The 22377-nt window shown below is 40.0% G+C and carries 23 protein-coding genes and 4 tRNA genes; 12 read left to right on the top strand and 15 right to left on the bottom strand.

Annotated features, from left to right (window positions below):
- Positions 1–89: 89 nt before the first annotated feature.
- Positions 90–275, bottom strand: coding sequence for a DNA gyrase inhibitor YacG (locus tag FTV04_RS06080; protein ID WP_078189771.1), 186 nt, complete (start codon positions 273–275; stop codon positions 90–92).
- A gap of 83 nt (positions 276–358) precedes the next feature.
- Here FTV04_RS06080 and FTV04_RS06075 point away from each other — a divergent pair, with 83 nt between their 5' ends.
- The 3 genes from FTV04_RS06075 (at position 359) to FTV04_RS06065 (ending at position 2705) form a co-directional block, all read left to right on the top strand.
- Entirely contained in the window at positions 359–1009 is a 651-nt protein-coding gene (locus FTV04_RS06075) for an SAM-dependent methyltransferase (protein WP_180089044.1), read from the top strand.
- Positions 1010–1015: 6 nt separating this feature from the next.
- Positions 1016–2221: a TIGR03862 family flavoprotein gene (locus FTV04_RS06070; protein ID WP_180089035.1), complete on the top strand. Its 1206-nt coding sequence runs from the start codon at positions 1016–1018 to the stop codon at positions 2219–2221.
- 73 nt (positions 2222–2294) lie between these two features.
- Entirely contained in the window at positions 2295–2705 is a 411-nt protein-coding gene (locus FTV04_RS06065; RefSeq protein WP_180089034.1) for a GFA family protein, read from the top strand.
- Positions 2706–2781: 76 nt separating this feature from the next.
- Here the strand turns inward: FTV04_RS06065 and FTV04_RS06060 are convergent, their stop codons facing one another.
- Positions 2782–3360 (bottom strand): hypothetical protein, encoded by a 579-nt coding sequence (locus FTV04_RS06060; protein WP_180089033.1) that lies wholly within the window; start codon positions 3358–3360, stop codon positions 2782–2784.
- Positions 3361–3369: 9 nt separating this feature from the next.
- Positions 3370–4146 (bottom strand): class I SAM-dependent methyltransferase, encoded by a 777-nt coding sequence (locus FTV04_RS06055; RefSeq protein WP_180089032.1) that lies wholly within the window; start codon positions 4144–4146, stop codon positions 3370–3372.
- Positions 4147–4262: 116 nt separating this feature from the next.
- Here FTV04_RS06055 and FTV04_RS06050 point away from each other — a divergent pair, with 116 nt between their 5' ends.
- The 4 genes from FTV04_RS06050 (at position 4263) to FTV04_RS06035 (ending at position 7327) form a co-directional block, all read left to right on the top strand.
- Positions 4263–5534 carry an alpha/beta fold hydrolase gene (locus FTV04_RS06050; protein ID WP_180089043.1) on the top strand — a complete coding sequence of 424 codons (1272 nt, stop codon included), beginning with the start codon at positions 4263–4265 and terminating at the stop codon, positions 5532–5534.
- Between the two features lie 124 nt (positions 5535–5658).
- Positions 5659–5850 (top strand): hypothetical protein, encoded by a 192-nt coding sequence (locus tag FTV04_RS06045; RefSeq protein ID WP_180089031.1) that lies wholly within the window; start codon positions 5659–5661, stop codon positions 5848–5850.
- A 97-nt stretch (positions 5851–5947) separates the two neighbouring features.
- A complete protein-coding gene (locus FTV04_RS06040; protein ID WP_180089030.1) occupies positions 5948–6901 on the top strand; it encodes a 2-hydroxyacid dehydrogenase in 954 nt (317 codons plus the stop codon).
- 99 nt (positions 6902–7000) lie between these two features.
- Positions 7001–7327 carry a hypothetical protein gene (locus FTV04_RS06035; RefSeq protein ID WP_180089029.1) on the top strand — a complete coding sequence of 109 codons (327 nt, stop codon included), beginning with the start codon at positions 7001–7003 and terminating at the stop codon, positions 7325–7327.
- 29 nt (positions 7328–7356) lie between these two features.
- Here FTV04_RS06035 and FTV04_RS06030 read toward each other — a convergent pair whose 3' ends face one another.
- The 4 genes from FTV04_RS06030 to FTV04_RS06015 form a co-directional block, all read right to left on the bottom strand.
- The gene (locus tag FTV04_RS06030) at positions 7357–7866 is read right to left on the bottom strand and encodes a hypothetical protein (RefSeq protein WP_180089028.1); all 510 of its coding nucleotides are present in this window, start codon (positions 7864–7866) and stop codon (positions 7357–7359) included.
- A 111-nt stretch (positions 7867–7977) separates the two neighbouring features.
- On the bottom strand, positions 7978–8466 hold the full coding sequence (locus FTV04_RS06025; protein WP_180089042.1) for a hypothetical protein: 489 nt from the start codon (positions 8464–8466) through the stop codon (positions 7978–7980).
- A 260-nt stretch (positions 8467–8726) separates the two neighbouring features.
- Positions 8727–9386: a hypothetical protein gene (locus FTV04_RS06020; protein ID WP_180089027.1), complete on the bottom strand. Its 660-nt coding sequence runs from the start codon at positions 9384–9386 to the stop codon at positions 8727–8729.
- A gap of 352 nt (positions 9387–9738) precedes the next feature.
- Positions 9739–10128 carry a hypothetical protein gene (locus FTV04_RS06015; protein ID WP_078192789.1) on the bottom strand — a complete coding sequence of 130 codons (390 nt, stop codon included), beginning with the start codon at positions 10126–10128 and terminating at the stop codon, positions 9739–9741.
- A 161-nt stretch (positions 10129–10289) separates the two neighbouring features.
- Here FTV04_RS06015 and FTV04_RS06010 point away from each other — a divergent pair, with 161 nt between their 5' ends.
- Positions 10290–11918, top strand: a complete 1629-nt coding sequence (locus FTV04_RS06010) for an ATP-dependent endonuclease (protein WP_180089026.1) — start codon at positions 10290–10292, stop codon at positions 11916–11918.
- Complete coding sequence (locus FTV04_RS06005) at positions 11915–13048, top strand: UvrD-helicase domain-containing protein (protein WP_180089025.1); 1134 nt, start codon at positions 11915–11917, stop codon at positions 13046–13048. Before FTV04_RS06010 ends, FTV04_RS06005 begins: the two co-directional genes overlap by 4 nt.
- Positions 13049–13090: 42 nt before the next feature.
- Here the strand turns inward: FTV04_RS06005 and glyS are convergent, their stop codons facing one another.
- Positions 13091–15160, bottom strand: coding sequence for a glycine--tRNA ligase subunit beta (gene glyS, locus FTV04_RS06000; protein ID WP_180089024.1), 2070 nt, complete (start codon positions 15158–15160; stop codon positions 13091–13093).
- On the bottom strand, positions 15160–16143 hold the full coding sequence (gene glyQ / locus FTV04_RS05995) for a glycine--tRNA ligase subunit alpha (RefSeq protein ID WP_078192785.1): 984 nt from the start codon (positions 16141–16143) through the stop codon (positions 15160–15162). Before glyQ ends, glyS begins: the two co-directional genes overlap by 1 nt.
- Before the next feature lie 200 nt (positions 16144–16343).
- Between glyQ and FTV04_RS05990 the strand changes: the two genes are divergently transcribed.
- Both FTV04_RS05990 and FTV04_RS05985 read left to right on the top strand, forming a co-directional pair.
- The gene (locus FTV04_RS05990) at positions 16344–16856 is read left to right on the top strand and encodes a hypothetical protein (protein WP_180089023.1); all 513 of its coding nucleotides are present in this window, start codon (positions 16344–16346) and stop codon (positions 16854–16856) included.
- Positions 16857–17114: 258 nt separating this feature from the next.
- Positions 17115–18221 carry an HPP family protein gene (locus tag FTV04_RS05985; protein ID WP_180048808.1) on the top strand — a complete coding sequence of 369 codons (1107 nt, stop codon included), beginning with the start codon at positions 17115–17117 and terminating at the stop codon, positions 18219–18221.
- A gap of 119 nt (positions 18222–18340) precedes the next feature.
- On the opposite strand, the gene FTV04_RS05980 is transcribed toward FTV04_RS05985, so the two are convergent.
- On the bottom strand, positions 18341–18598 hold the full coding sequence (locus FTV04_RS05980) for a PspC domain-containing protein (RefSeq protein WP_078189754.1): 258 nt from the start codon (positions 18596–18598) through the stop codon (positions 18341–18343).
- A 300-nt stretch (positions 18599–18898) separates the two neighbouring features.
- On the opposite strand from FTV04_RS05980, the gene FTV04_RS05975 reads away from it, so the two are divergent.
- Positions 18899–19552 carry a hypothetical protein gene (locus FTV04_RS05975; RefSeq protein WP_257220973.1) on the top strand — a complete coding sequence of 218 codons (654 nt, stop codon included), beginning with the start codon at positions 18899–18901 and terminating at the stop codon, positions 19550–19552.
- Positions 19553–19673: 121 nt separating this feature from the next.
- Here the strand turns inward: FTV04_RS05975 and FTV04_RS05970 are convergent.
- The 5 genes from FTV04_RS05970 to FTV04_RS05950 all read right to left on the bottom strand — a co-directional run bounded on the left by FTV04_RS05970 (position 19674) and on the right by FTV04_RS05950 (position 22291).
- Positions 19674–19749 (bottom strand) — tRNA-Lys (locus FTV04_RS05970).
- A gap of 262 nt (positions 19750–20011) precedes the next feature.
- Positions 20012–20087, bottom strand: a tRNA-Lys gene (locus FTV04_RS05965).
- A 49-nt stretch (positions 20088–20136) separates the two neighbouring features.
- A tRNA-Lys gene (locus FTV04_RS05960) sits at positions 20137–20212 on the bottom strand.
- A gap of 21 nt (positions 20213–20233) precedes the next feature.
- Positions 20234–20309: transfer RNA gene (locus FTV04_RS05955), tRNA-Lys, on the bottom strand.
- A 140-nt stretch (positions 20310–20449) separates the two neighbouring features.
- Positions 20450–22291 carry a long-chain-acyl-CoA synthetase gene (locus FTV04_RS05950; RefSeq protein WP_180089022.1) on the bottom strand — a complete coding sequence of 614 codons (1842 nt, stop codon included), beginning with the start codon at positions 22289–22291 and terminating at the stop codon, positions 20450–20452.
- Positions 22292–22377: the final 86 nt, after the last annotated feature.

The following is a 22377-nucleotide window of genomic DNA, read 5'->3' as shown; positions in this document are numbered from 1 at the left end:
AACAAGATTGAGAAAGCCAATTAAAAAAAGGGATCCATAAGGATTCCTTTTTTTATTTACCTAAATAACAGGTTTATGCACTTGATTCCTTAGAATTGATCTTCTTCACGGCCACCATCAGCTTGAGGCGCATCTTGGGTTGGCAGGCGATATTCGTCATTGGCCCATGCACCAAGATCAATCAATTTACAACGATCTGAGCAAAACGGGCGATATTCATTATTTTCCCAAGTCGTCAATGCGCCGCAGCGTGGACAATTCATGGTGGTGGGCATGCTTAACTCCAGCAAAAACGGATGATTCAATTAGGCAAATACAGTCGCAGTTGTTAGACTTATGCCGTTCTGTTTAGTTTGATCTGTTTATGCCTATTCGTCAATTTCAAGCGCAGCGTATGCGAGCTCCCCGTGATTTTCAGCCGATTGATTCCACACCGATTTGTGTGGAAATTGGGGCTGGTAAAGGTAAACACGCATTCTTATTTTCAGCCAATCACCCTGAATTTCAATTGATTGCTGTTGAGCGGACACGTGAAAAATTTGTGGCAATGCAAAAGCAGCATCAACTTGAAGGGCAAAGCAATTTAACTCCAATTCATGCTGATGCATTACCTTGGGTAGTACATGCCTTACATCCTGCGCAAGTACAGCAATTCTTTATTTTGTATCCAAACCCTGAACCGCATAATCCTGCACAGCGCTGGTTAAATATGCCATTTTTTGAATTTCTATTGTCGCGTTTGCAGCCGGGTGGTCAGATTACTTTGGCCAGTAATATTCCTGAATATATTGAGGAAGCGCAGCAGCAGTTAATTGATGTTTGGAAGCTGCCTTTTGTCAAAGAACGCATTGCAGAGACTTCAGCACGCACGCATTTTGAAATTAAATATCTTGAACGTGGTGAACTCTGTCAGCAGCTAATCATTACCAAGCCTGTAGATTACACCACACGTTTTGATGATTTTCAGCCGCTACAAGGTATTCAACCCACCGAAGCATCTGCGGAATAATCGGGCATGACTCAGCGTATTGCAATCATTGGGGCAGGTCCTGCGGGATTGATGGCAGCGGAAGTGCTTAGCCAATTTGACTATGACATTCATGTTTATGAGCAAAAACCATCGGCAGCCCGTAAATTTCTAATGGCGGGCAAGACGGGGCTGAATATTTCGCATGCAGAACCCGTTGAGCAATTTGTACAGCGCTATGATCAAGTGGAATGGCTGAGTCCATGGGTTAAGCAGTGGGATGCAGCATGGATTCAACAATGGATGATGGGGCTGGGCATTGAAACCTATATAGGTTCATCTGGTCGGGTCTTTCCTATTGAAATGAAAGCTGCGCCTTTGCTTCGTGCCTGGTTAAAACGCCTCAGTTTAGACGGGGTGCAGTTTCATTATCGACATCAAGTTTTGGATTTACGCTCTAATCAGCTAACGATTCAAAACCTTGTTGATGGATCAAGCCAAGCGTTTGGCTTTGATGTAATTATTATGGCATGTGGGGCTGTGTCTTGGTCACGTTTAGGCAGTGATGGCGCATGGCAAAAATGGCTTCAGCCTGAGAGCATTGAAGCTTTTCAGGCCAGTAATGCCGGTGTGGAACGCGTTTGGTCGAAGTTTATGCAGCCCGTGTTTGGACAGCCTTTAAAGCGGGTCAATGCATGGGTCGAGCAAGCCGAGCCGACCCAAGGTGATATCATCATTTCACACTATGGACTGGAAAGTGGATTGATCTACAAACAAGGTCGTGCTTTGCGTCAACAGGTGAAATCTGCTCAGCCCATGCAGCTGACTTTGGACTTATTGCCAGATCAAAGTGTTGAACAATTGGCTAAGAAATTACAGCCTTCGAAAAAGCAATCTTTAACCAATGTTTGGCGTAAAGCCGGTTTAGATGTGGCGAAAGCTGCACTGGTCCGTGAACTGGTGGATAAATCTTTTTGGCATGAGCCGGCTATACTTGCTGCGAAAATTAAACACTTAAATATTCAACTTGACGGATTTCGCCCGATAGATGAGGCGATTAGCTGCGCGGGTGGTGTGAAGCGTTCAGTCCTAAATGATGGCTTACAATTGAAGAGCAATCCTTTTGTATTTGTCTGCGGAGAAATGTTGGATTGGGATGCGCCTACAGGAGGCTATTTGCTAACAGCATGCCTTGCGACCGGTCGTGCAGCGGGTGAAGGGGTTCAAAACTATCTGATTTCTTTGCAGAACTAAGCGCTTCAAATTGTCACAATCTTGCTGAGGAGTTGTGATATTTTGAGATGAAATTCTTCTAAGAAAGACCACTATGCGCGTACAAGAACAATATACCGGAAGCTGTTTGTGTGGAGCGGTTTGTTATGAGATCAATGGTCCGGTCGGTGAGATCATGCAATGCCATTGTTCTCGGTGCCGCAAAGCCAATGGTACAGCATTTGCGACCAATGCCCCGATTGCTAAAGCAGATTTTAAAATTGTAGCCGGTGAGCAGTTTCTGAAACAGTATGCGTCTACCGCTACCACACAGCGCTGTTTTTGTAGTGAGTGTGGTTCGCCGATCATCAGTATAAAGGCTGAAACGCCTGATTATTACCGCTTACGTATAGGAACACTGGATACACCCATACAGCAAGTACCAGTCTGCCATATATTCGTCAGCTCGAAAGCAGAATGGGAAAGCATTCATGATGATTTACCGCAATATGCAGAGCGTCCTTAATTTTTTTGCGTTGTATTTCTAAATAAAAAGGTTCACGTGGAACCCTTTTTGTTTAAGTCATTTTTCGACTTTTAATTTATTGAGCTTGAGCAGGATGTTTAAGCTCGGGATATTGTTCCTGCCAATGTCCCAATTGTTCTTGTGCATGAATAAACTGACCGAGACCTTTGACACTATCACTAGGATTTTTTAACTCACCATCGGCTGCTTGATTTTTCTCACGATAAATTTGTGATTGATTGTCCCAGTACTGATACATCAAACCTTGAATATAACGGCCTTGCTCAGTTTTCATTTCGAGTTCTTTGAGCATATTCAGCGCCGACTGGATGTTGTCACGCTTACGCTGTGTGGCAAATTCATCAGTGAGTTTGCCTTCCTCACGCAGTTTCATCAGCTCATCTTCCATCTCATCGCTAATTTGACTAAAGCTCTCGTCATATTGCGTCAGTAGCGTGAGGTCGTGTAGGTCATCTGGGGTCTTGGCAAAGTTTTTAATAGGATCACTATTCAGTTCTTTCATGATTTGATCATCGGAACTGATTTCACTATTTTGTTCCAGCGTTTTTGATGATTTTTCACATGCAGTGAGTCCTAGCACCGTACCCATGAGGAAGATGACACTGAGTTTTTTTAAAGAGATTGGCAAGAGCATAATCGTGTCCTAATGTGTTTTTCTAAAGATATAGACATGCGTGATATAGGGGAAATCAATCAAATCCTGTGCAGTCTTTTGGGTTGATTCAGCCACGATATTTTCAAATTGTTGTTTCAGTTTTTGTTGTTCATCCGTGCTTAGCGCTGCAATAAAACTGGTGGACAATAATCTTTTGGAAACCACGTGTTCCACTGTACCATGATGCAATTGTTGAAAGGTGGTTTCGGCAATTAATTTGAACACTTGCTGCTGCTCAAACACTTTTTGCCATTGCCCACTATGATAACGTGGTGTGTCACCTTCGAGTTCACTCAAGACATCAGCGAGTTGTTTGACCCAATTGACTTGAATATCACGTTGGTTCCAAATCAATACAAGATCCCCATTGGGAACTAAGATACGACTGATTTCATTGAGGGTTTCAGGGGTGGCAAACCAATGAAAAGATTGGGCACAAAATACCGCTGCCACAGAATGATCATGCAGTGGAATCTGATCACTTTGGGCGGCTAAAGTTGCAATATGCGGATGTTTTTTCTGCAATTGTTGTAGCATTTCATGCACAGGTTCGATCGCGGTGATATTTTCACTGAGTGGGCGAATATACTCGAGAAATTTGCCTGTACCTGAGCCTAAGTCCACCAGATGGGCTTGAGGGGCTAAAGCTAAATGTTGTTGTAGCCACGCACTGATTTCAATCGGGTAGTCAGGGCGGGCTTGTTGATAGAGTTCAGCTGCAGAGCTAAAGCCTTGTTGTGCGGCAGGATGTATTGAATGTGTCATATTCTGCACTTTTTAATCTGTATGGCCTCTATAAAATAGCATATTCGGAACAAGATAAACTTTGAATGCAACAAGGAAGGAAAAGCGTGACGCAACAAGGACTGGAGCAAAGTACAATGGAAAAGCACATCATTTTTGAAGATGATCAAATTCGTGTCATTTTTCAGCCTGGCAGTTCTCGTGAGCTTATTTTCTCCTTCGGTGATTTGATTACCCGTGCCAAGGGCTTGAGCATCAATGCCGAGAAGTCTTTGCAAAAATATGATTTTAATGTGATCGGTGTGATGCCGAAACAAAAATCGTGGTTTCCAGCATCATCAATGCAACCGATGTATCAAGCCATCAAGCCGATCCTCGAGCAATTTGAGTTGCGAATTGCTTATGGTGGTTCCATGGGTGGCTATGCAGCCATTAAGTATGCCAATTTATTTGGATTCCAGCGCGTAGTGAGCATGGTGCCGCAGTACTCCATAGACCCTGAAGACATTGTCGATACACGCTATGGCATGTTCTTTCAACCTAATCTGCATGCCAATATGCGGGTACTTGCTGAAGACGTCTCGACTACACACGAATATATCGTGGTGTATGATCCTTATTGTCCAGAAGATCGCGCGCACTTTGAAAAACTACAGGCTTTAATTCCGCATGTGCATGTGTTGCATCTGCCGTTTACAGGGCATGATGCCATTGCGGTATTGGCGAGTTCAGAACTGTTAAATGATTTCTTGAGACATCCATTTGATGCACCGTATTTTTATCAAAAAATGCGTCGGGTTAAGAAAAACAGTAAATTCTACTATCGAAAAGTCATCGAAAATTTACTGACTCGCCATCGAGATGCCTTGGGTGAAATTTTAAAAAGTAATTCGTTTCAGCTTGATCCACAATTTTTTGATGCCAAACAAAAGCAGACCTTATTACGAGTATTATTTAATAACAAACAAGTCAGTGAGCAAGATCTGCAAAAGTTGGGGATCACAACTTTTGTGCCACAGGATAATCGTAACCTGTTACTCGACCAGTTTGATCATGGTTTAGTGTTTAACGTGATTAGCCAAAAAATTGAAAGCTATGCAGCCGGTGTGATTGCACTGAATCACAAGTTTTTGATCCCTTTGCAGCCGAAGGGCACAGGCCTGGTATACGTACAAGTCCAAGATGAGCGTTACATGGTGGTGATGAATGACCGTCAGGTAATGAAATTGGTCTTAGCTCAAGATGAGCTTGCGACTGGTATGCATCCGATTTTAATGCAGAAATATGTGGGCTATTACACGCTGAACTATAAAGAACTGCGTTTGAGTAGTGATGAATTTGGTCAAGTTTTCTTTGTGGAAAATGCCGATGCATCTTGTCAGTTCGTGGTGCAACCCGAACAAATTTAAGCTCGACATTGGGTTGAAAATCCAAAGCTTGCTAATTTGTAGGAAGAGATTATGATGAGAGAAAGGTAGTATAAAAAACAATCATACTACCTAAAACATCATGAGGAATACGAGGGGTATCAGTATGCATTCAAAACAGATGCTTGCTGTATTATTCATCTTAGTGCTGACCATGGGTTCAGCCTATGCACAGGGGGTTAGTTCAAGCATACTGATTTTTAGCAGCAATATGTTGTTACTTACGATACTGACCATTTATGTCATACTCAAAATTCGAAATTCATTGCAACATCATCTCGATAAACCCGCGAAATAGCGGGTTTTTTTATATGCTGTTCGATTGCACTTTGGTGCATCACAGGTTTTAATCATCCACAATCGAATTTTTATAATCGGCCAGAAGGGAAGCAGCCATGAAAGCGGTATTTCTAGATTATCAGTCTCTAGATAAACAGGACTTAGATTTTAGCGGACTAGAAGCACAGTTTGATGACTTGACGCTCTATCCCGTAACAACGGCTGCAGAGGTTGCTCAGCGCATACAAGAGGCTGATGTGATTATCAGCAATAAAGTACACATCAATGCTGAGTACATGCAGCTCAATCCGCAATTAAAACTGATCTTGATTTCTGCTACTGGCACCAATAACGTTGACCTTGTACACGCACAGCAACAAGGCATCGTGGTGTGTAATTGCCAAGCTTATGGCACCGCTGCGGTTGCACAGCATACCTTGATGTTAATGTTGAACTTGGCGACATCATTTCGACAGTATGATCGGGCGGTCCAACAGGGAGATTGGCAAAAAGCAGATCAGTTCTGCTTACTGGATTTTCCAATTATTGAGCTGGCTGGTAAGACTTTGGGGATTGTCGGCTATGGCGAATTGGGGCAAGCCGTGGCCCATTTGGCTAAAGCGTTTGGCATGAAAATTATGATTGGTGCGCTCCCGAATCGCCCCATGGCGGCTGAGCGTGTGGCATTTTCTGAGATGTTAGCGCAGGTCGATTTTCTCAGTTTGCATTGTCCTTTAACAGAGGAGACCCGTGATTTACTTAATCATGAAAGCTTGGCTCAAATGAAAGCATCGGCCTTTGTGATCAATTGCGCACGAGGTGGTGTTGTCAATGAAACTGCATTAGCCGAGGCATTAAGATCAGGAAAGATTGCAGGTGCAGCAACCGATGTCTTGACAGTTGAGCCACCCAAGCAGGGTAATGTGCTGCTCGACCCAAGTATTCCAAATTTAATCATTACCCCACATAGTGCATGGGGAAGCGTCGATGCGCGACAACGCATTGTGCAGCAATTGGTGGAAAATGTAGAAGCCTTTAAAGCGGGGATGGTCATTCGGCAGGTGAATTAAAACGAGTTTAAGGAACCTTATTTTTGAACAAAGCTCTATATAAATAGGGATGTCTATGCAGGTCGATCTTGCCAATAAAAAAGTTTAAGATTATTTTGCATGCTGATTCTCTTTACCGCATGCATCTCTTGGGCATGGTACAGTTATGTACTAAATATCAGTGAAAATTATTTATTCCAGAACCCCGATTTTGAAGTTCATAAATTTATGCCGACCTTACAAGTTGTGCTGGTTTCGGTATTTTTTATTGCGCATTTCGTCTTGGCGCCTATTATTGTGGGACAGGTCTATTTTTCCGTCTTTGGAGAGGTTGCGCATATTGATCGTTTATCAGTCTGGGTTGACTATCCATTTTGCCTGTTGATGCTTATTCAAATCTGTACTGCATCGTTTGTGCGTAGGCGATATCTCAAGCCTAATGCTTAATGCTTAATGCTTAATTTAATAATTAAATTTCAGCATTTTTTCAAAAATTTAGCATTGAAATGATTTTTGATCCGCTCAAATTCAAGTTCAGTCTTGATATTGTTTGGCATCATGATTCGTAAATAACTTTTTTCGAGTTTAAAAGGCTCTTTGGTATTGGGTACAGGATTAAAACTACCATTTGGGTAGATCAAATTTGTCTCATAGGCACGTAAAATCTGATCATTGTGAAAATAATAACTTGTTAGGGATTGATTAGATTCTCCAAAAACATAGAGGTTTATTTTGCATTGACCATCAAGTTGATACAGTGTCGCTTCATTGCCTTCAGTCGATTTGTATTCTTCGTCATCTAGCATCTCTAAGGTTTGTAATAATTTACCTTCGGCATCATGGTTATATTGGTATGAATCGTACAATTGGGGAAAAATAGTCTGCAACTGTGGATAACTTTTCAACAATTGTGGAAAACGTTGTAAGCCAATCACAGAGCCAACGCAGAGCAGAATACCAAGCAAGATACCAAATAAAATTCGCATTTTTTTCTCATTAATTCATTGTTTTTATAGGCATAGGCCAAAGACCCAAGGCATTCAATTTTGGTTTTAAAAAAGCCCAACCAAAGTTGAGCTTTTAAATGTAGTGTTAAATTATAAATCAGTCACTGGATACGTCGTAGAAGTCGAACTCGATGGATAACTACTTTGTGGATATTGATTGTTATTTTGCCCCGCATTATTGCTTGGAGCCGTATTGATTGTATTGCCTGAAGACGGTTCACTCAACGACTGTTGGCTAATGGGTGCAGGTTGGTTGGTTTTACCTGTAATATTTTCACGGGTTTGTTTCAATTTTTCATTGACGTTTTGAGTGGCTTGCTGTGCGCCCTGATCAACCTGTTGCACTGTATTTTGAGTAGCAGTTTTCGTATTGTCCCAAGCTTGGTCAACCGAAGGCTTAATTTTAGAAATTCCGCGTTCAGTCATTTCACCAATATTTTTAGCAGCACCGACCACGCCTTCTTGGGCTTTATAGGCCCACACATGCAATAAATTTGGATTATCACCATAAGGGCTCACAGGTTTTTTCGCTTGTTGCTCAGTACTTTGCGCTGTTGTGTTTTCTTGTGCCCAAAGCATGGGTGTCGTGAATATTAAGCTTAGGCATAACGTTGCTTTTAATGAAATCTTCACAGCTTCACCTCTGAATTTTATAGATTTTCTATCTGATGAACGGTTTTAACGCATTATAGGAAAAATTGCAGCGAAAAAAACTTGCCGTAGCAAAATCAATACAGCAAATGACAGCTTTGTACACGTTTGTATTTTGCATAAGGTAAAAAAGGCCCACCGAAGGGTGAGCCTACTCTCTGGAGGAGAGGGTATGAAAGCCAGTTTATTTATTTGTGAGCACCTAAGCTGGCTTCATGTGAGCTATGGACTTCAGCTTGTGCGACAGGCGTTTGCAACTGTACATTGCTACTGCCACTCACATTGGCTTCTTGACCTTTTTGGAAATTCGCCTTGGTTTGTTGCCATTTTTCACTGGCAAATTGGCGACCTTCCTGAGCTTTTTCACCTAAATAGCTCTTGGTTTGATCAACTTTATTGTCGACATTGCTTTTACGTTCATCGAGTTTTGCTTTGTCTTTTGCAGCTTTTTCATCGAGCTGTGCTTTGCGCTTATCAAGCTTAGCTTTATTTTGCTCAGCCTTGGCATCGATCTTGGCTTTCGCTGCATCTGACTTTTCATCTTTAGACTGTTTTAGGTCAGCCCATGTATTTTTTGCATCTTGCTTTTTGTCAGCACTGAATTCTTTGGTGTCTTGCCATTTTTCTTGGGTGAAGGTTTTGGTCTTATCGACGCCTTTTTCAATTTTCTCACCGGCTTTCTCACCGGCTGCATGCGCAGACTGATTAATGTCTTGTTTTAGATTTTGCAGTACAGATGGTTGCTGTGTTTCAACTTTCGCATTGGCTTCTACTGCGGTGTTCGCAAATAATGGAGTGGTTGCGAATAATGCTGCGGTGATCAGTGTTGTTTTAAATAAAGGTTTCATCTTTGCATTTGTCCTCTTTTATTGAACGCTGCTGTTGCACTCAGCATTAGCGCTTTTGGAGCAGAGGACATCTTAAGAGTAAAAAAAAGCAAAAAGTGGTTTTGTGCGATAAGTCACACAATGCGATAACAGCTCAGATACGCGGAAGTTTGAAATGTGGAAACTTGGTTAAGTTAATGCAGTATTGTAATTTTATGAAAATACAGTGGCTTATGTGTGTTTTGCGCGTTGCTGTGGTGTGGTTCTAGTTACGATTTTCATGATTAAAAATTATGGGTTTGAACGAATTATTGTTCAAGATTCAAGGAAAAATGAAACCATACCTCCATTTTGGAGATATGGTTTTTATTATTTATTCACATTGTGTAAGCGCATCTTTTGCAAAATGACCGCGTAATGCAAGGAAGTTCTTTTGTACATCCGCCGCATTTAAATCAAAATTGTGCGCTGAACTTGTACCATCTTTGGCAAAGGTTGCTGTACCACCTGAAATTAGGGTTAAGCCCTTAAATGACCATTGTTCAACCGATTTTGCTTCTTCTAAATTGCCTGTAAATTCAATCACGCATTTATCTACAAATTTAGTCAGTTTTGCTTTGTTATCTGTGGTATCTGGGTAGACATCAATGTTTTGAACTTCTTGTAATACACCTGTTTCAAGTTGTGGAATCGTTGGTGCAGATGTACATGCAGAAAGTGTTATACCCGCAAGACCAGTCAAAAGGAATGCTTTCAATTTCATAAGTTTCATTCTTGTTGAGTGTTGTTGGTTTGAGTATAGGGATTTGAGAGGTAATTGACCATAGCTTGATGTATATATGGAAAAAAAGTAAAACTTCTGATAAAAATAATCATAATTTATCTTATAACAATTTGTTTTTTAAAATTATATCGGGGAGTGTAATGAAAATAGAAAAACTGGTGCTTCAGAATTACAAAAGCTTTAAAGAGCGTACGGTTATTACCTTCAATGAAGGATTAAATATCCTCGTCGGAGACAATGAAGCAGGTAAGTCCACTATTCTTGAGGCTATACATTTATGTCTATCAGGAATTTTAGATGGGCGCTATTTAAAGCATGATTTTCATCAATATTTATTTAATTATGAAATTGTAAATGAATATTTAACAAAGATTAAAACTGATAAAACTACCAAATTGCCTGAGTTATTGATTGAAGTATATTTTCAATCTAATGATGAGTTGGCAGAGTTCGAGGGCTCTTTTAATTCAGATGCAAATTCTAAAGCTCAAGGCATTCGCTTCGAAATTAAGCTTGATGATACATATTCGGATTTATATCAAGATTTAATTAAATTGCCAGATGAACAAACATCTTTACCAATAGAATATTTTCATATTGATTGGCAATCTTTTGCAAGAAAGACAGTGATTAGTAGGGTAATTCCTATTAAATCTGTGCTTATAGATTCATCAACTACAAAAATTAAAAATGGTTCGGATATTTACTTATCAAAAATCATTAAAGATAATTTAAGTAAAACAGAGCAAATCGGACTTGCACAATCTTATCGTAAATTAAAGCAAAACTTTAATGAGGATACTAATGTTGTTGATTTAAATTCAAAAATTACAGCTGGTGCTGAAATTTCAGAAAAACAGTTATCAATTACTGTTGATCTTAGTTCAAATAACTCATGGGAAAGTCAACTAACAACAAATTTTAATAATGTGCCTTTTGATCAAATTGGAAAGGGTGAGCAATGTATAGTAAAAACAAATCTTGCATTGGCTCATTCACATGATAAAGACAAAAATTTAATTTTAATAGAAGAACCTGAAAATCATCTCTCACATACAAAACTGAATTCGTTAATAAATCAGATTAAAAATAAAAAGGATGGTAAGCAAATTATAATTTCTACTCATAGTAGTTTTGTAGCAAATAAACTAGGACTAGAAAATTTGATCCTCATTGATAATAAGAAAACCAAATTTTTTAGAGACTTACCATCTGATACGTATCAATATTTTCAAAAACTAGCTGGTTACAACACACTCAGATTAGTTTTGTGTAAAAAAGCTGTATTAGTTGAAGGACCATCTGATGAGTTGATATTCCAACGAGTTTATATGGATAAAAATTCAGGAAGATTACCAATCGAAGATGATGTTGATGTAATTAGTGTGGCAGGTTTGGCTTTTAAAAGGTTTTTAGAAGTAGCTAAATTAGTTGAAAAGCCAGTCGCTGTTATTACGGATAATGATGGGAAATATCAAGAAAAAATCACTAATAAATATAAAGATTATTTGAATATTGGCCACATAAAAATTAGTGCTGATCCACGAGAATGTTTAAATACATTAGAGCCTCAGTTCATAGATGCTAATAGTAGTGATTACTCAAAGTTGTGTAAGGTTATTGATTATGCTGGGGCACAAACTTTTGATGATATAAAGAATTTTATGATTAATGCAAAGACAGATTGGGCTTTAAAAATATTTGAATCTAATGAGTTTTTTGAATATCCGAAGTACATTAAAGAAGTTGTTGAATGGTGCAATGAATGAAAAAACTAATGATTGCAGCAGCTGGTGCTGGTAAAACAACATTTTTAGTTATAGAAGCACTTAAGATACATGATAAGAAAGTCTTAATCACAACATTTACTGATGAGAATGTTCGTGAAATTAAAAAGAAATTTGTAGAAATAAATGGATTTATTCCAAACAATATTCACATTAAAGGGTGGTTCTCATTTCTTTTACAGGATTGTTTAAAACCGTATCAATGTGTTTTGAATGACAATCTTTTTGGAAAAAAGATAGGATTTAATTATTGGACAGAAGGGCAGTCTGGTCTCAAATATAAGTTGAAAGGTCGCCCTATATATTGGGGCGAAAAAGATTTTCTTAACTATTTTTTTGATTCAAATCTATCAATATATTCAGATAAAATTTCTAAATTGATAGTTAGAATTTATGAAAAGGATCATGAATTAATTTTTCAAAGATTGGCAAAGATTTATAGCTATATTTTTATTGATGAAATTCAAGATTTGGCAGGGTATGATCTTGATATTGTTGAAAATATATATTCATTTTTTAAAAATGTAATAGCCGTTGGTGATCCTCGTCAAACTACATACAGTACCCATCATTCACAGAAATATGAAAAATATTCGAAAGGTAAGATTAAAAACTACTTTTTAGAGCATCTAAATGGTATCTGTGAAATTGATGAAGTGACATTATGTAAATCACATAGAAATGAGCAAATCATTTGCCAGATATCATCACAGTTATTTCCAGAATTTGCTCCATCGGAAAGTTGTGAGTGTTGTAATGATTCACATATTGAACATTTAGGGATTTTTTATATTCCTGAATCTAAACATTTAAGTTATCTAGAAAAATACGCCCCTACTCAGCTGAGATGGGATGCAAGAAGTAAAAAAGTGAATGCTCTGTACCCAGCAATGAATATAGGCTCAAGTAAAGGTCTAACTTTTGAAAGAGTTATACTTTATCCAACTAAGCAAATGATTGAATGGTTTAAGGACGATAAGATCAGCTTTGAGCAGCAAACACAGTCAAAATTTTATGTTGGTTTGACAAGAGCTAAATATAGTTTAGGAATTTTGATTGCAGATAAAGATTTAATTAAAATGAGATCAATATTTCCTGTTTACGAATATTAAAAAAACCCGCTTTAAAGCGGGTTTTTTTATTTAAATCAGAACTTAGTGCTGTAACACTGAAATATCAGCCACTTTCGTGAACAAGTCACGAAGCTGTGCAAGCATACGTAAACGGTTCGCTTTTAGGTCAGCATCATCTGCCATCACCATGACACCATCAAAGAAGGCATCAATTGGCGCACGCAGCGCTGCAAGCGCAGACAATGCTGCAGTGTAGTCTTTGGCAACAAATAATGGCTCAACCACAGGCGTGATTTTCGCAAGTTCAGCGAATAATGCTTTTTCAGCATCTTCAACCAAGTTCGCTTCAACCACAGCACCTTCAGGAGCAGCTTCTTTCGCTAGAATGTTTGCAACACGTTTGTTTGCAGCAGCAAGTGCAGCAGCTTCAGGTAAGTCACGGAAATGATTTACCGCATTTACACGTTTATCAAAATCAAGTGGCGATTTTGGAGAAAGTGCTTGAACAGCTTGAATCACATCTACAGCCACGCCTTGGTCTTCGTATTTCGCACGGTAACGACCTTCAAGGAATGCAACAGCATCCGCTAAAGTTTTATCGTGATCTTTTAATACATCGCCATAAGCAGCAAGTGCAAGTTTGATTAGATCTTCAATCGAAACATCTAAATCATTTTCAGTCACAAGACGCAAAATACCAATCGCAGAACGACGTAGTGCAAATGGGTCTTTAGAACCTGTTGGCGCCTGACCAATACCAAAAATACCTGTCAATGTATCTAAACGGTCAGCAAGTGCAAGCGTTGTACCTGTCTTGGTTTTTGGTAAAACGTCACCTGCAAATTTAGGTAAGTATTGTTCACCTAAAGCTTGTGCCACTTCATCATTTTCGCCTTCAATACGTGCGTAGTAAGTACCCGCAATACCTTGAAGCTCTGGGAATTCACCCACCAACTCAGAGGTTAAGTCGCATTTTGCAAGGAGTGCAGCTTTCTCAGCATCTGCTGGGTTTGCCCCAGTGATTGCAGAAAGTGCAACAGCCAAAGTCGCGATACGTTCAGACTTGTTCCATAGTGTGCCAAGTTCTGCTTGGAACACCATGTTTGCAAGTTTCTCTTTACGAGATGCAAGCGGTTGCTTTTGGTCTTGTAAGAAGAAGAATTCAGCATCTGACAAACGTGGACGTACAACTTTTTCGTTACCTTCAATAATTTGAGACGGATCTTTCGACTCAATGTTTGACACAGTAATGAAGTACGGTTGAAGTTTATTGTCGCTATTCACTAAACAGAAGTACTTTTGGTTGTCCTGCATCGTCGTGATGAGTGCTTCTTGAGGAACAGCAAGGAAGCGTTCTTCAAAGCTTGCACGAAGCGCAACTGGCCATTCAACCAATGCTGTTACTTCGTCACGTAAGTCCGCAGGGACAATCGCAATGGCATTTACTTCATCAGCCAAAGCTTTCACTTGTTGGTCGATGATGGCTTGGCGCTCTTCAAAGTTTGCAATCACTTTTGCAGTACGCAGGGCATCAAGATAAGCATCGGCATTTGCAAGTGTAATTGCTTCAGGAGCATGGAAACGGTGACCATAAGTCACGTTACCTGCTTGGTGATCCTGAATGGTTGCTTCAATTACATCACTGTCTTTCAACAAAACAACCCATTTTACAGGACGTACAAACTCAGTACGGCTTGCCGCAGAACGCATGCGTTTTGCGATAGGGAGGTTATCTAAAGCGTGTTGTAAAATTTGCGGTAAAAACACATCAAGGCTTTGACCTTTCACATCTTTTAAGTAGCACACTTTTTCAACTTTACCCGCTTGGAAAGTCGATACTTGATCAACCGTGATGCCTTGACCACGCATAAAGCCTTCTAAAGCTTTAGTTGGTTTACCTTCAGCATCAAACGCTGCTTGTTTAGCAGGGCCATCAAAACGTTTTTGTGTGTCTGCTTGTGCACCGTCTACATTGACAATTTTCAATGCAAGGCGACGTGGTGCTGCATATGCTTCGATTGAATCGAATGCTAGACCTGCGTCTTTTAAACCTTTTACCGTTTCTGCATGAAGCGCATCACGTAATTTTTTTAAGCTTTTTGGTGGAAGTTCTTCGCAGCCTAATTCGAACAATACTGTATGTTTAGACATTATTTGCTCTCCTTAGATTCTACTTTTGCTTCCGCTTCAACTTGTGCTTTTAACTGAGCTAATACTTCGTCACGTAAAGCAGGTTCTGCCATTGGGAAGCCCAGCTTCGCACGTGCAGCGACATAACTTTGGGCAATCGCACGAGCCAATGTACGTACACGTAAAATATAACGTTGACGTTCAGTTACTGAAATTGCGCCACGTGCATCAAGCAAGTTAAAGCTATGAGATGCTTTAATCACTTGTTCGTATGCAGGCAGTGGAAGTTCCGCTTCCATCAAGCGAGTTGCTTCAGCTTCATAGAAGTCAAATAGCTCAAACATTTTTTCAACGTTGGCATATTCGAAGTTATAAGTTGATTGTTCAACTTCATTTTGGTGGAACACGTCGCCATAAGTTACTGTACCGAATTGACCTTTGGTCCAAACCAAGTCGTAAACTGAGTCTACACCTTGCAAGTACATCGCAAGACGTTCAAGACCGTAAGTGATTTCGCCAGTTACAGGGTAGCATTCAACACCACCGACTTGTTGGAAGTAAGTGAACTGAGTCACTTCCATACCGTTTAACCAAACTTCCCAACCTAAGCCCCATGCGCCAAGTGTTGGAGATTCCCAGTTGTCTTCCACGAAACGAATGTCGTGAACAAGGGTATCAATACCAATGGCTTTTAATGAATCTAAGTACAACTGTTGGATGTTGTCTGGGTTTGGCTTCAACACGACTTGGAATTGGTAGTAGTGTTGTAGGCGGTTTGGGTTCTCACCATAACGGCCATCTTTAGGACGACGAGAAGGCTGAACATAAGCCGCGTTCCAAGTTTCAGGGCCTAAAGCACGTAGGAAAGTTGCAGTGTGGAAAGTACCTGCACCCATTTCCATATCGTAAGGTTGTAACACTACACAACCTTGTTCAGCCCAGTAGTTTTGTAAGGCAAGAATTAAGCCTTGGAAGGTATCAATATGCGATATGGCGCGACTCATGGTCATCCACTTAAAATTAGATAAAAATTGTGCTCAATTATAAGGATTTTGGGGGTGTGTGGCAAAGGGTTAATCATTCTTGAATCAAGCTTTGATGTTTTAATGATGCGCAGAATTTTATATTTTCCTATTGTACAGAATAAAAACGAAGTTACTTGTGGCATAAAGTGGATGAATAAATTGAATGATGAGCGATAACAATGTTTAAGAAGTCTTTTATTGTGATAAGTATGGTGCTATCTGCCTGTAGTACGACGCCTGTAGCTTTGTATTCAGATTCATCACTTCACGCTTCAAAAATTGCGACTATTACAAATTCTTGCAACGCAGAATGTAAGAAGGTGATTAAACAGCAGTTAGTGGTCAGCTCAAAGTATCAAATGAGCGAAGGTCTTTTGCTTGAGGTCAATGGTCAGCAGGGGACTCGAAAAGTCACACGAGGAATGGCTTTTGACTCACCTATTCACGGACGGTTTACCACCGCTGTAGAACAGGGAAAAACTGAGCTCGTCATTGATCATAATTCACAGCTAGTTATCGCTCGTCCAGCTCGATTCACAGTTGATTTATTGGGTGGGCATAATTATGTGATTGGACGTATTCGAGTTGAACGAATCCCTTCGGCTTATTATGAATGGTTTCCTATTGTGTATGATGAAACAGCTCAGAAAATTATTTATGGCAGTGAAGATTTAATTGATCAAGATGAATAAGCTGACCGCCTAAATGTTCCTTTGTTTTAGTGAGTACAGATGTGAGCGCTGATAGATTTTTTATTTTAATTATCAGTAACATATAATGAGAATTTTAGGCTCATTTCTTGGGATAAAACTACGCAAGTAAGCGGCGTATACATCATTCAAAAGAATCAAAAGTAAAATTTATAAGATAAAGATGTAAGTTGAATACATCTTATTGCTTGCATGGCTTTATAATTGCCACATCTCGCAAAACAACAAACAAGGTATCTCGTGTTTCACGCAAAATCAGCTTGGCTTAATACGCTTAAACCCAACTTTAAAGTTTTACCATTAAAAGATCGCATCCTATGTGGGGTAGGTGCTTTGCTTGGCTTGAGTATTTCTTCGCTGATTAGTTGGTTAGCGCTAGGTGACTTAAATGCATGGTATATCGCCCCGATGGGCGCATCGTCTGTGCTGCTCTTTGCTGTACCTGCTAGTCCTTTGGCACAGCCGTGGAATATGGTGGTCGGTAATAGTCTTGCGGCTTTGATTGGCGTGACTTGTGCGATGTATATTCCTAATTTAACCGAAGCTTTTAGTATCGCAGTTGCATTAGCGATTATCTTAATGATGACCACGGACTCATTGCATCCACCGAGTGGGGCAGTAGCGATTACCGCGGTATTAGGCGGAGAGGCAGTCCATGATTTAGGCTACGCCTTTCTCTTCTATCCAGTGCTTTTAAATTCGGTCCTCTTGATGGTGGTTGCTATTATTTATAACCGATTACTAGGTAAGCAGTATCCACAAAAAGCACAAGTTAATACACGGACGACAGATCCAACACCGACACAAAAAGTGTCGATTCAACCTGCGGATATTCAGCAAGTCTTAGAACAGCAAAGTCAGTTACTCGATATCAGTGAATACGACCTACAAAAAATCATTTTAGAAGCACAGCAGTTAGCTAGTCGTCGTGGTCTAAGCCAGTTTCATTGTCGTGATCTCATGAGCCAGCAAGTGATTAGCTTGCGTGCAGAAGATGATATTCAGTCAGCATTGGAAAAGTTTAAACAAGTCAATTTGATGAGTTTGCCAGTGGTGAGTGATCTGGATCGCTTGGTGGGAAATTTGGCTTTATATGATGTAGTGGAATGGTTTAAACGTGCCGCAGACCCCAAAGCCAGTTGGGAAAATCACGTTTATCAAATTATGAATCCCAAAGTGGTGACCGTGCAGCCGGATCAACCCATTCAAGATTTAGTGCCATATTTTGTGGAAAGATCTTTTAATTATATTCCAGTTGTTGAGCAAAAACGGTTGGTGGGAATGATTAGCCGTGCCGATATGATTGCCGCCTTATATCAACAGCTAAATCAGCAAACAAAATCTTAAGCCTTAAACTTTGATTTAAATTCATCAGACTTAAATATGGTTTTGCCAATATGTAGGCAAAAAAAAAGCTACGGAATCTTGGGGGAGAAACCGTAGCGACCAAACTGGGTCAAAGGACTTTAACGTCTGTCATCATTCACAGTACGAATAGGGTCTGAATAGCCATTGGTACGGAAAAAGTTATCTTGTGCTTTAGGCATGACTAACCATAAAACCAAGTACACCAAAATACCGGGAAAGGCTGCGCTTAAGCATGATACAAAGATAAAAATAATACGCAGTAAATTTGCGTTCCAACCAAAACGTTCAGCAATACCCCCCATCACACCAGCAATCATGTTAGAGCGGTTTGAGCGATATAAACCAACATTGGCCATTCAGGTCTCCTTCAAAAAAGAATAAATTTGAATATTTCCAAATTCATATTATAGAAATGGTGACAAGCTTTGCGATTTAAAGGGTGCAGAAAAAAATTAAGTAAAGTTATGTAATTTGAAGAATTGGTTTGATTAGTTTGCCTTTAAAATAGCTTGAGTGTTAATTAAATATCAACGATAACAATGAGATATGATATAACATATATCGCAAATATATGTATACAGCGTTGATTATTTGATTACAATATTAAGTCAGCAAGAACTGAAAAAACCAATGAATGATTGGTCTTGGCACATTATATGAAAACATCGGCTTCACCTTTTTTGATGAAATTTGCATATCTTTCAGTGTTTGCAGGAGTGTTCAGCCTCTCTTTTATTGGTTGTAGTCCAACGCCTCAACCCGCAGCGGAAAAGGGTGAAAGTTCGGCATCAACTGTCGCATCGGAAGTTCAAGCGAAGCAAGATCATGGAAAAAAATTAACCCAAGTGGCAGGGCAGGCGACATTGCCGAATGACGATGAAATAAAGTCAGCTCCTGTTCCTGAGCATGCCAAAATTTTTATTGGACGTTTTCATGCCAAAGTAAAATGCGATGACAGTTTTATTCCATGCCCAGAAGGCGATGCAGAGTTCATCCTTAACTTATTACCAGATGGCACGGTACACCGCAGTATTATTCAAATTGGTAAAGTGTTTGCTGAAAAAACCAATACGTCAGGCATTAATGTGAAATATCGTAAGGATACGTGGAGTGTCAATGAAGCACATACCGAGCTGGTGGTTCATCGAAAAGAAGGCGTGAATTTTTATTATCGCGTGATTAATGAAAATAAAATCACTATGGATTTAGACAAAATTCGTCAAGGTGAAGTTGATCGAAATCAGGAATTATTTTCCAAGGGTTATCCTCAGCCGCAACATGCCTATACCTTGGTAAAAGACCCAAATTAAATGCTGCGAATCAAGTAAATAAAATTATAAATTGCGTTTGAGTGTCGGCGTGAAATTCGTAGTTCTTGGCTAATCGAATGCAACTAGCTAAAAAAATTGAATTATTAATACGACATAGAATTGGTGGGTTGTGTGGGGTTCGAACCCACGACCAATAGATTAAGAGTCTACTGCTCTACCAACTGAGCTAACAACCCTGAGAAAATTTTAAAATAACATTTTAAAATTTTAGCAAGATAAACGAAGCGCGTAGTTTTGAATACTAGGGAATATTTGTTATCTAAAATTTTTCAGGTCAAATACTTCATCTAGCAAGACAAGAATGATACTTCGCAACATCGCTATAGCAAAATTTCGAGAATGGCGAATCAAAACCAATAATGGTGATGGTTTGTCTTGGTCGGAACCTGCAGGTTTCTTTTTCTTCAACTGCCGGAAGAAAGAAGCCCTAAGAAAGAATGGTGGGTCGTCCGCGACTCGAACGCGGGACCAATAGATTAAAAGTCTACTGCTCTACCAACTGAGCTAACGACCCTTAGGGGGTATGCACAAGATTGTAATCTAAAACGGGCATTTTAGAAAGATGGTGGGTCGTCCGCGACTCGAACGCGGGACCAATAGATTAAAAGTCTACTGCTCTACCAACTGAGCTAACGACCCATCTTGTGGTATCGAAGGAAATGGTGGGTCGTCCGCGACTCGAACGCGGGACCAATAGATTAAAAGTCTACTGCTCTACCAACTGAGCTAACGACCCATTTCGCTTGATGGTGCGTATTGTAGCAAGATCTGCTTCAAGCGCAAGTAAAAAATCATAAACTTGCTTGTGTTTGATTATAAATACAACAATGTGGCTCATTTTAGCGGATATCTGTCGCTAAAATGAGCGCTATTTGCTTAAAAACGGTATTTATATGCCTGAATATTGGCATAAATTTCAGGAGTTAAATCACAGTAAGCAGTTGCATTTGGCAGCAATACCAATAAACGTTCATCAGTTTGCTTAGGATCAAAAGCTTGTTTTTTCAGCTTGTTTTTTTGGTATTTAAATGTGCCTGTGGTTTCGACTTTTTTCTGTACACGTAAAAATACTGGCACGGCATAAGCTGGTAAGCATTTTTTAAATTGTAGAACCATTTCACTGCAATCTTGTTCGTTGAGTTCGGCACCGTCGGTGAGCGTGATGGCAGCCATACCTGCACGGCCATTTGTATCTGGAATTTCTACGCCATAAACCACAGCTTCAGCAATTTTATCGTACTCACTCACCATGTTTTCAACTTCAGTGGTTGAGACGTTTTCACCTTTCCAGCGGAAAGTATCGCCTAGACGGTCGACAAATTGTGCATGGCGGAAGCCAATATCTCGAACCAAGTCGCCAGTGTTGAAGTATGAGTCACCATGTTTGAATACATCTTTCATAATGACGGATTTGTTTTTTTCCGTGTCGGTATAGCCATCGAAAGGTGAGCGACGGGTAATTTTACCGATGAGTAAGCCGACTTCGCCTTTTTTCACTTTAATGCAGCGACCTTTAGCATCATGTACAGCTTCATTTTTTTCTTTATCAAACTGAATAATCGCATAAGGCGTTGGTGAAAAACCAACGGTATTGTCGAAGTTAAACACATTACTAAAGCCGACGTTGCCTTCACTTGACGCATAGAGTTCAAGGACTTCTTCGACTCCAAAGCGTTCTTTAAACTTATCCCAAATGTTTGGTCGCATGCCGTTACCAATCATTTTTTTCACACGATGGCCTTTTTCAAGGTCTGAATGTGGAGCATCCATCAAATAACGGCAAAGCTCGCCCACATAGCCAATGGCTGATGCATCAAATTTTTGTACATCTTTCCAAAACGATGAGGTTGAAAACTTGCGACGAAGGGCAAGGGTGGCGCTACCTGCAATCACCCCACACCAACAAACCACAGTGCCTGTAGCGTGATAGAGCGGTAAAGTTACGTACATCACATCATCTTTATTTAGATTGAGAACGTGACCATATGTTCCATAAGCCAAAGTCCAACGGCTGTTGGTGAAAATCACCGCTTTAGGTAAGCCTGTTGTCCCAGAGGTGTAGATATAAAATAGGCCGTCTTTGCCTTTTACACTTGCAGTGGTGGGTGTGTTGAACTTTGGAAATTCATCAATCGCTTCTGCAAGGTTTAAGAAGCCTTTAGGTGCTTGACCAGCATCTACACGAGTGGCTTGATCTGCGAACCAATGTAAACGATCTGCAGCCACACTGAGATCATCACGAATCTCTTCTACAGCTTGACGGCATTCTTCGCCCACAATTACCGCAATTGGGTTCACTAAGTTGATGCTGTGTGTCAGGACTTTGCCGACTTGTGAGGTGTTTACCAAGGCACTGGTGACGCCAATTTTGGCTAAAGCCACGATGGTTGCAACGAGTTCAGATCGGTTTTCGATCATCACCGCAATCACATCACCTTTTTTTGCACCGAGTGCAAGGTAATAGTGACCAATTTGATTGGCCCATTCATTGAGTTCGTTATAGGTATATTTTTGCTCTTCAAAATAAAGCGCATAACCTTTAGGATTACGCTTTACGGCTTTTTCAAATGCAATTCCCAAGCCTGCGGAAGTATTTGGGGTACGTAAATAGGCTTGCTTTAGACCACTCAACAGGTTGGGTACTTTGCTAATGAACGCGGGAATTTTTGCTGCAACATCAGCAATCCCAATAAGGTCGTGTTGTGTAGTTTGGCTCATGTGAATCCTATTTATTTTTCGTAATCCGATACGGTCTATTTCTTTGCAATGAAATTTGCAGCAAATTCTACAATTGTCTTTTAATC

The sequence above is a fragment of the Acinetobacter sp. YH12219 genome (assembly GCF_013417875.1).
Lineage (GTDB): Bacteria > Pseudomonadota > Gammaproteobacteria > Pseudomonadales > Moraxellaceae > Acinetobacter > Acinetobacter amyesii.
This window is presented reverse-complemented; position numbering and strand designations above follow the sequence as displayed.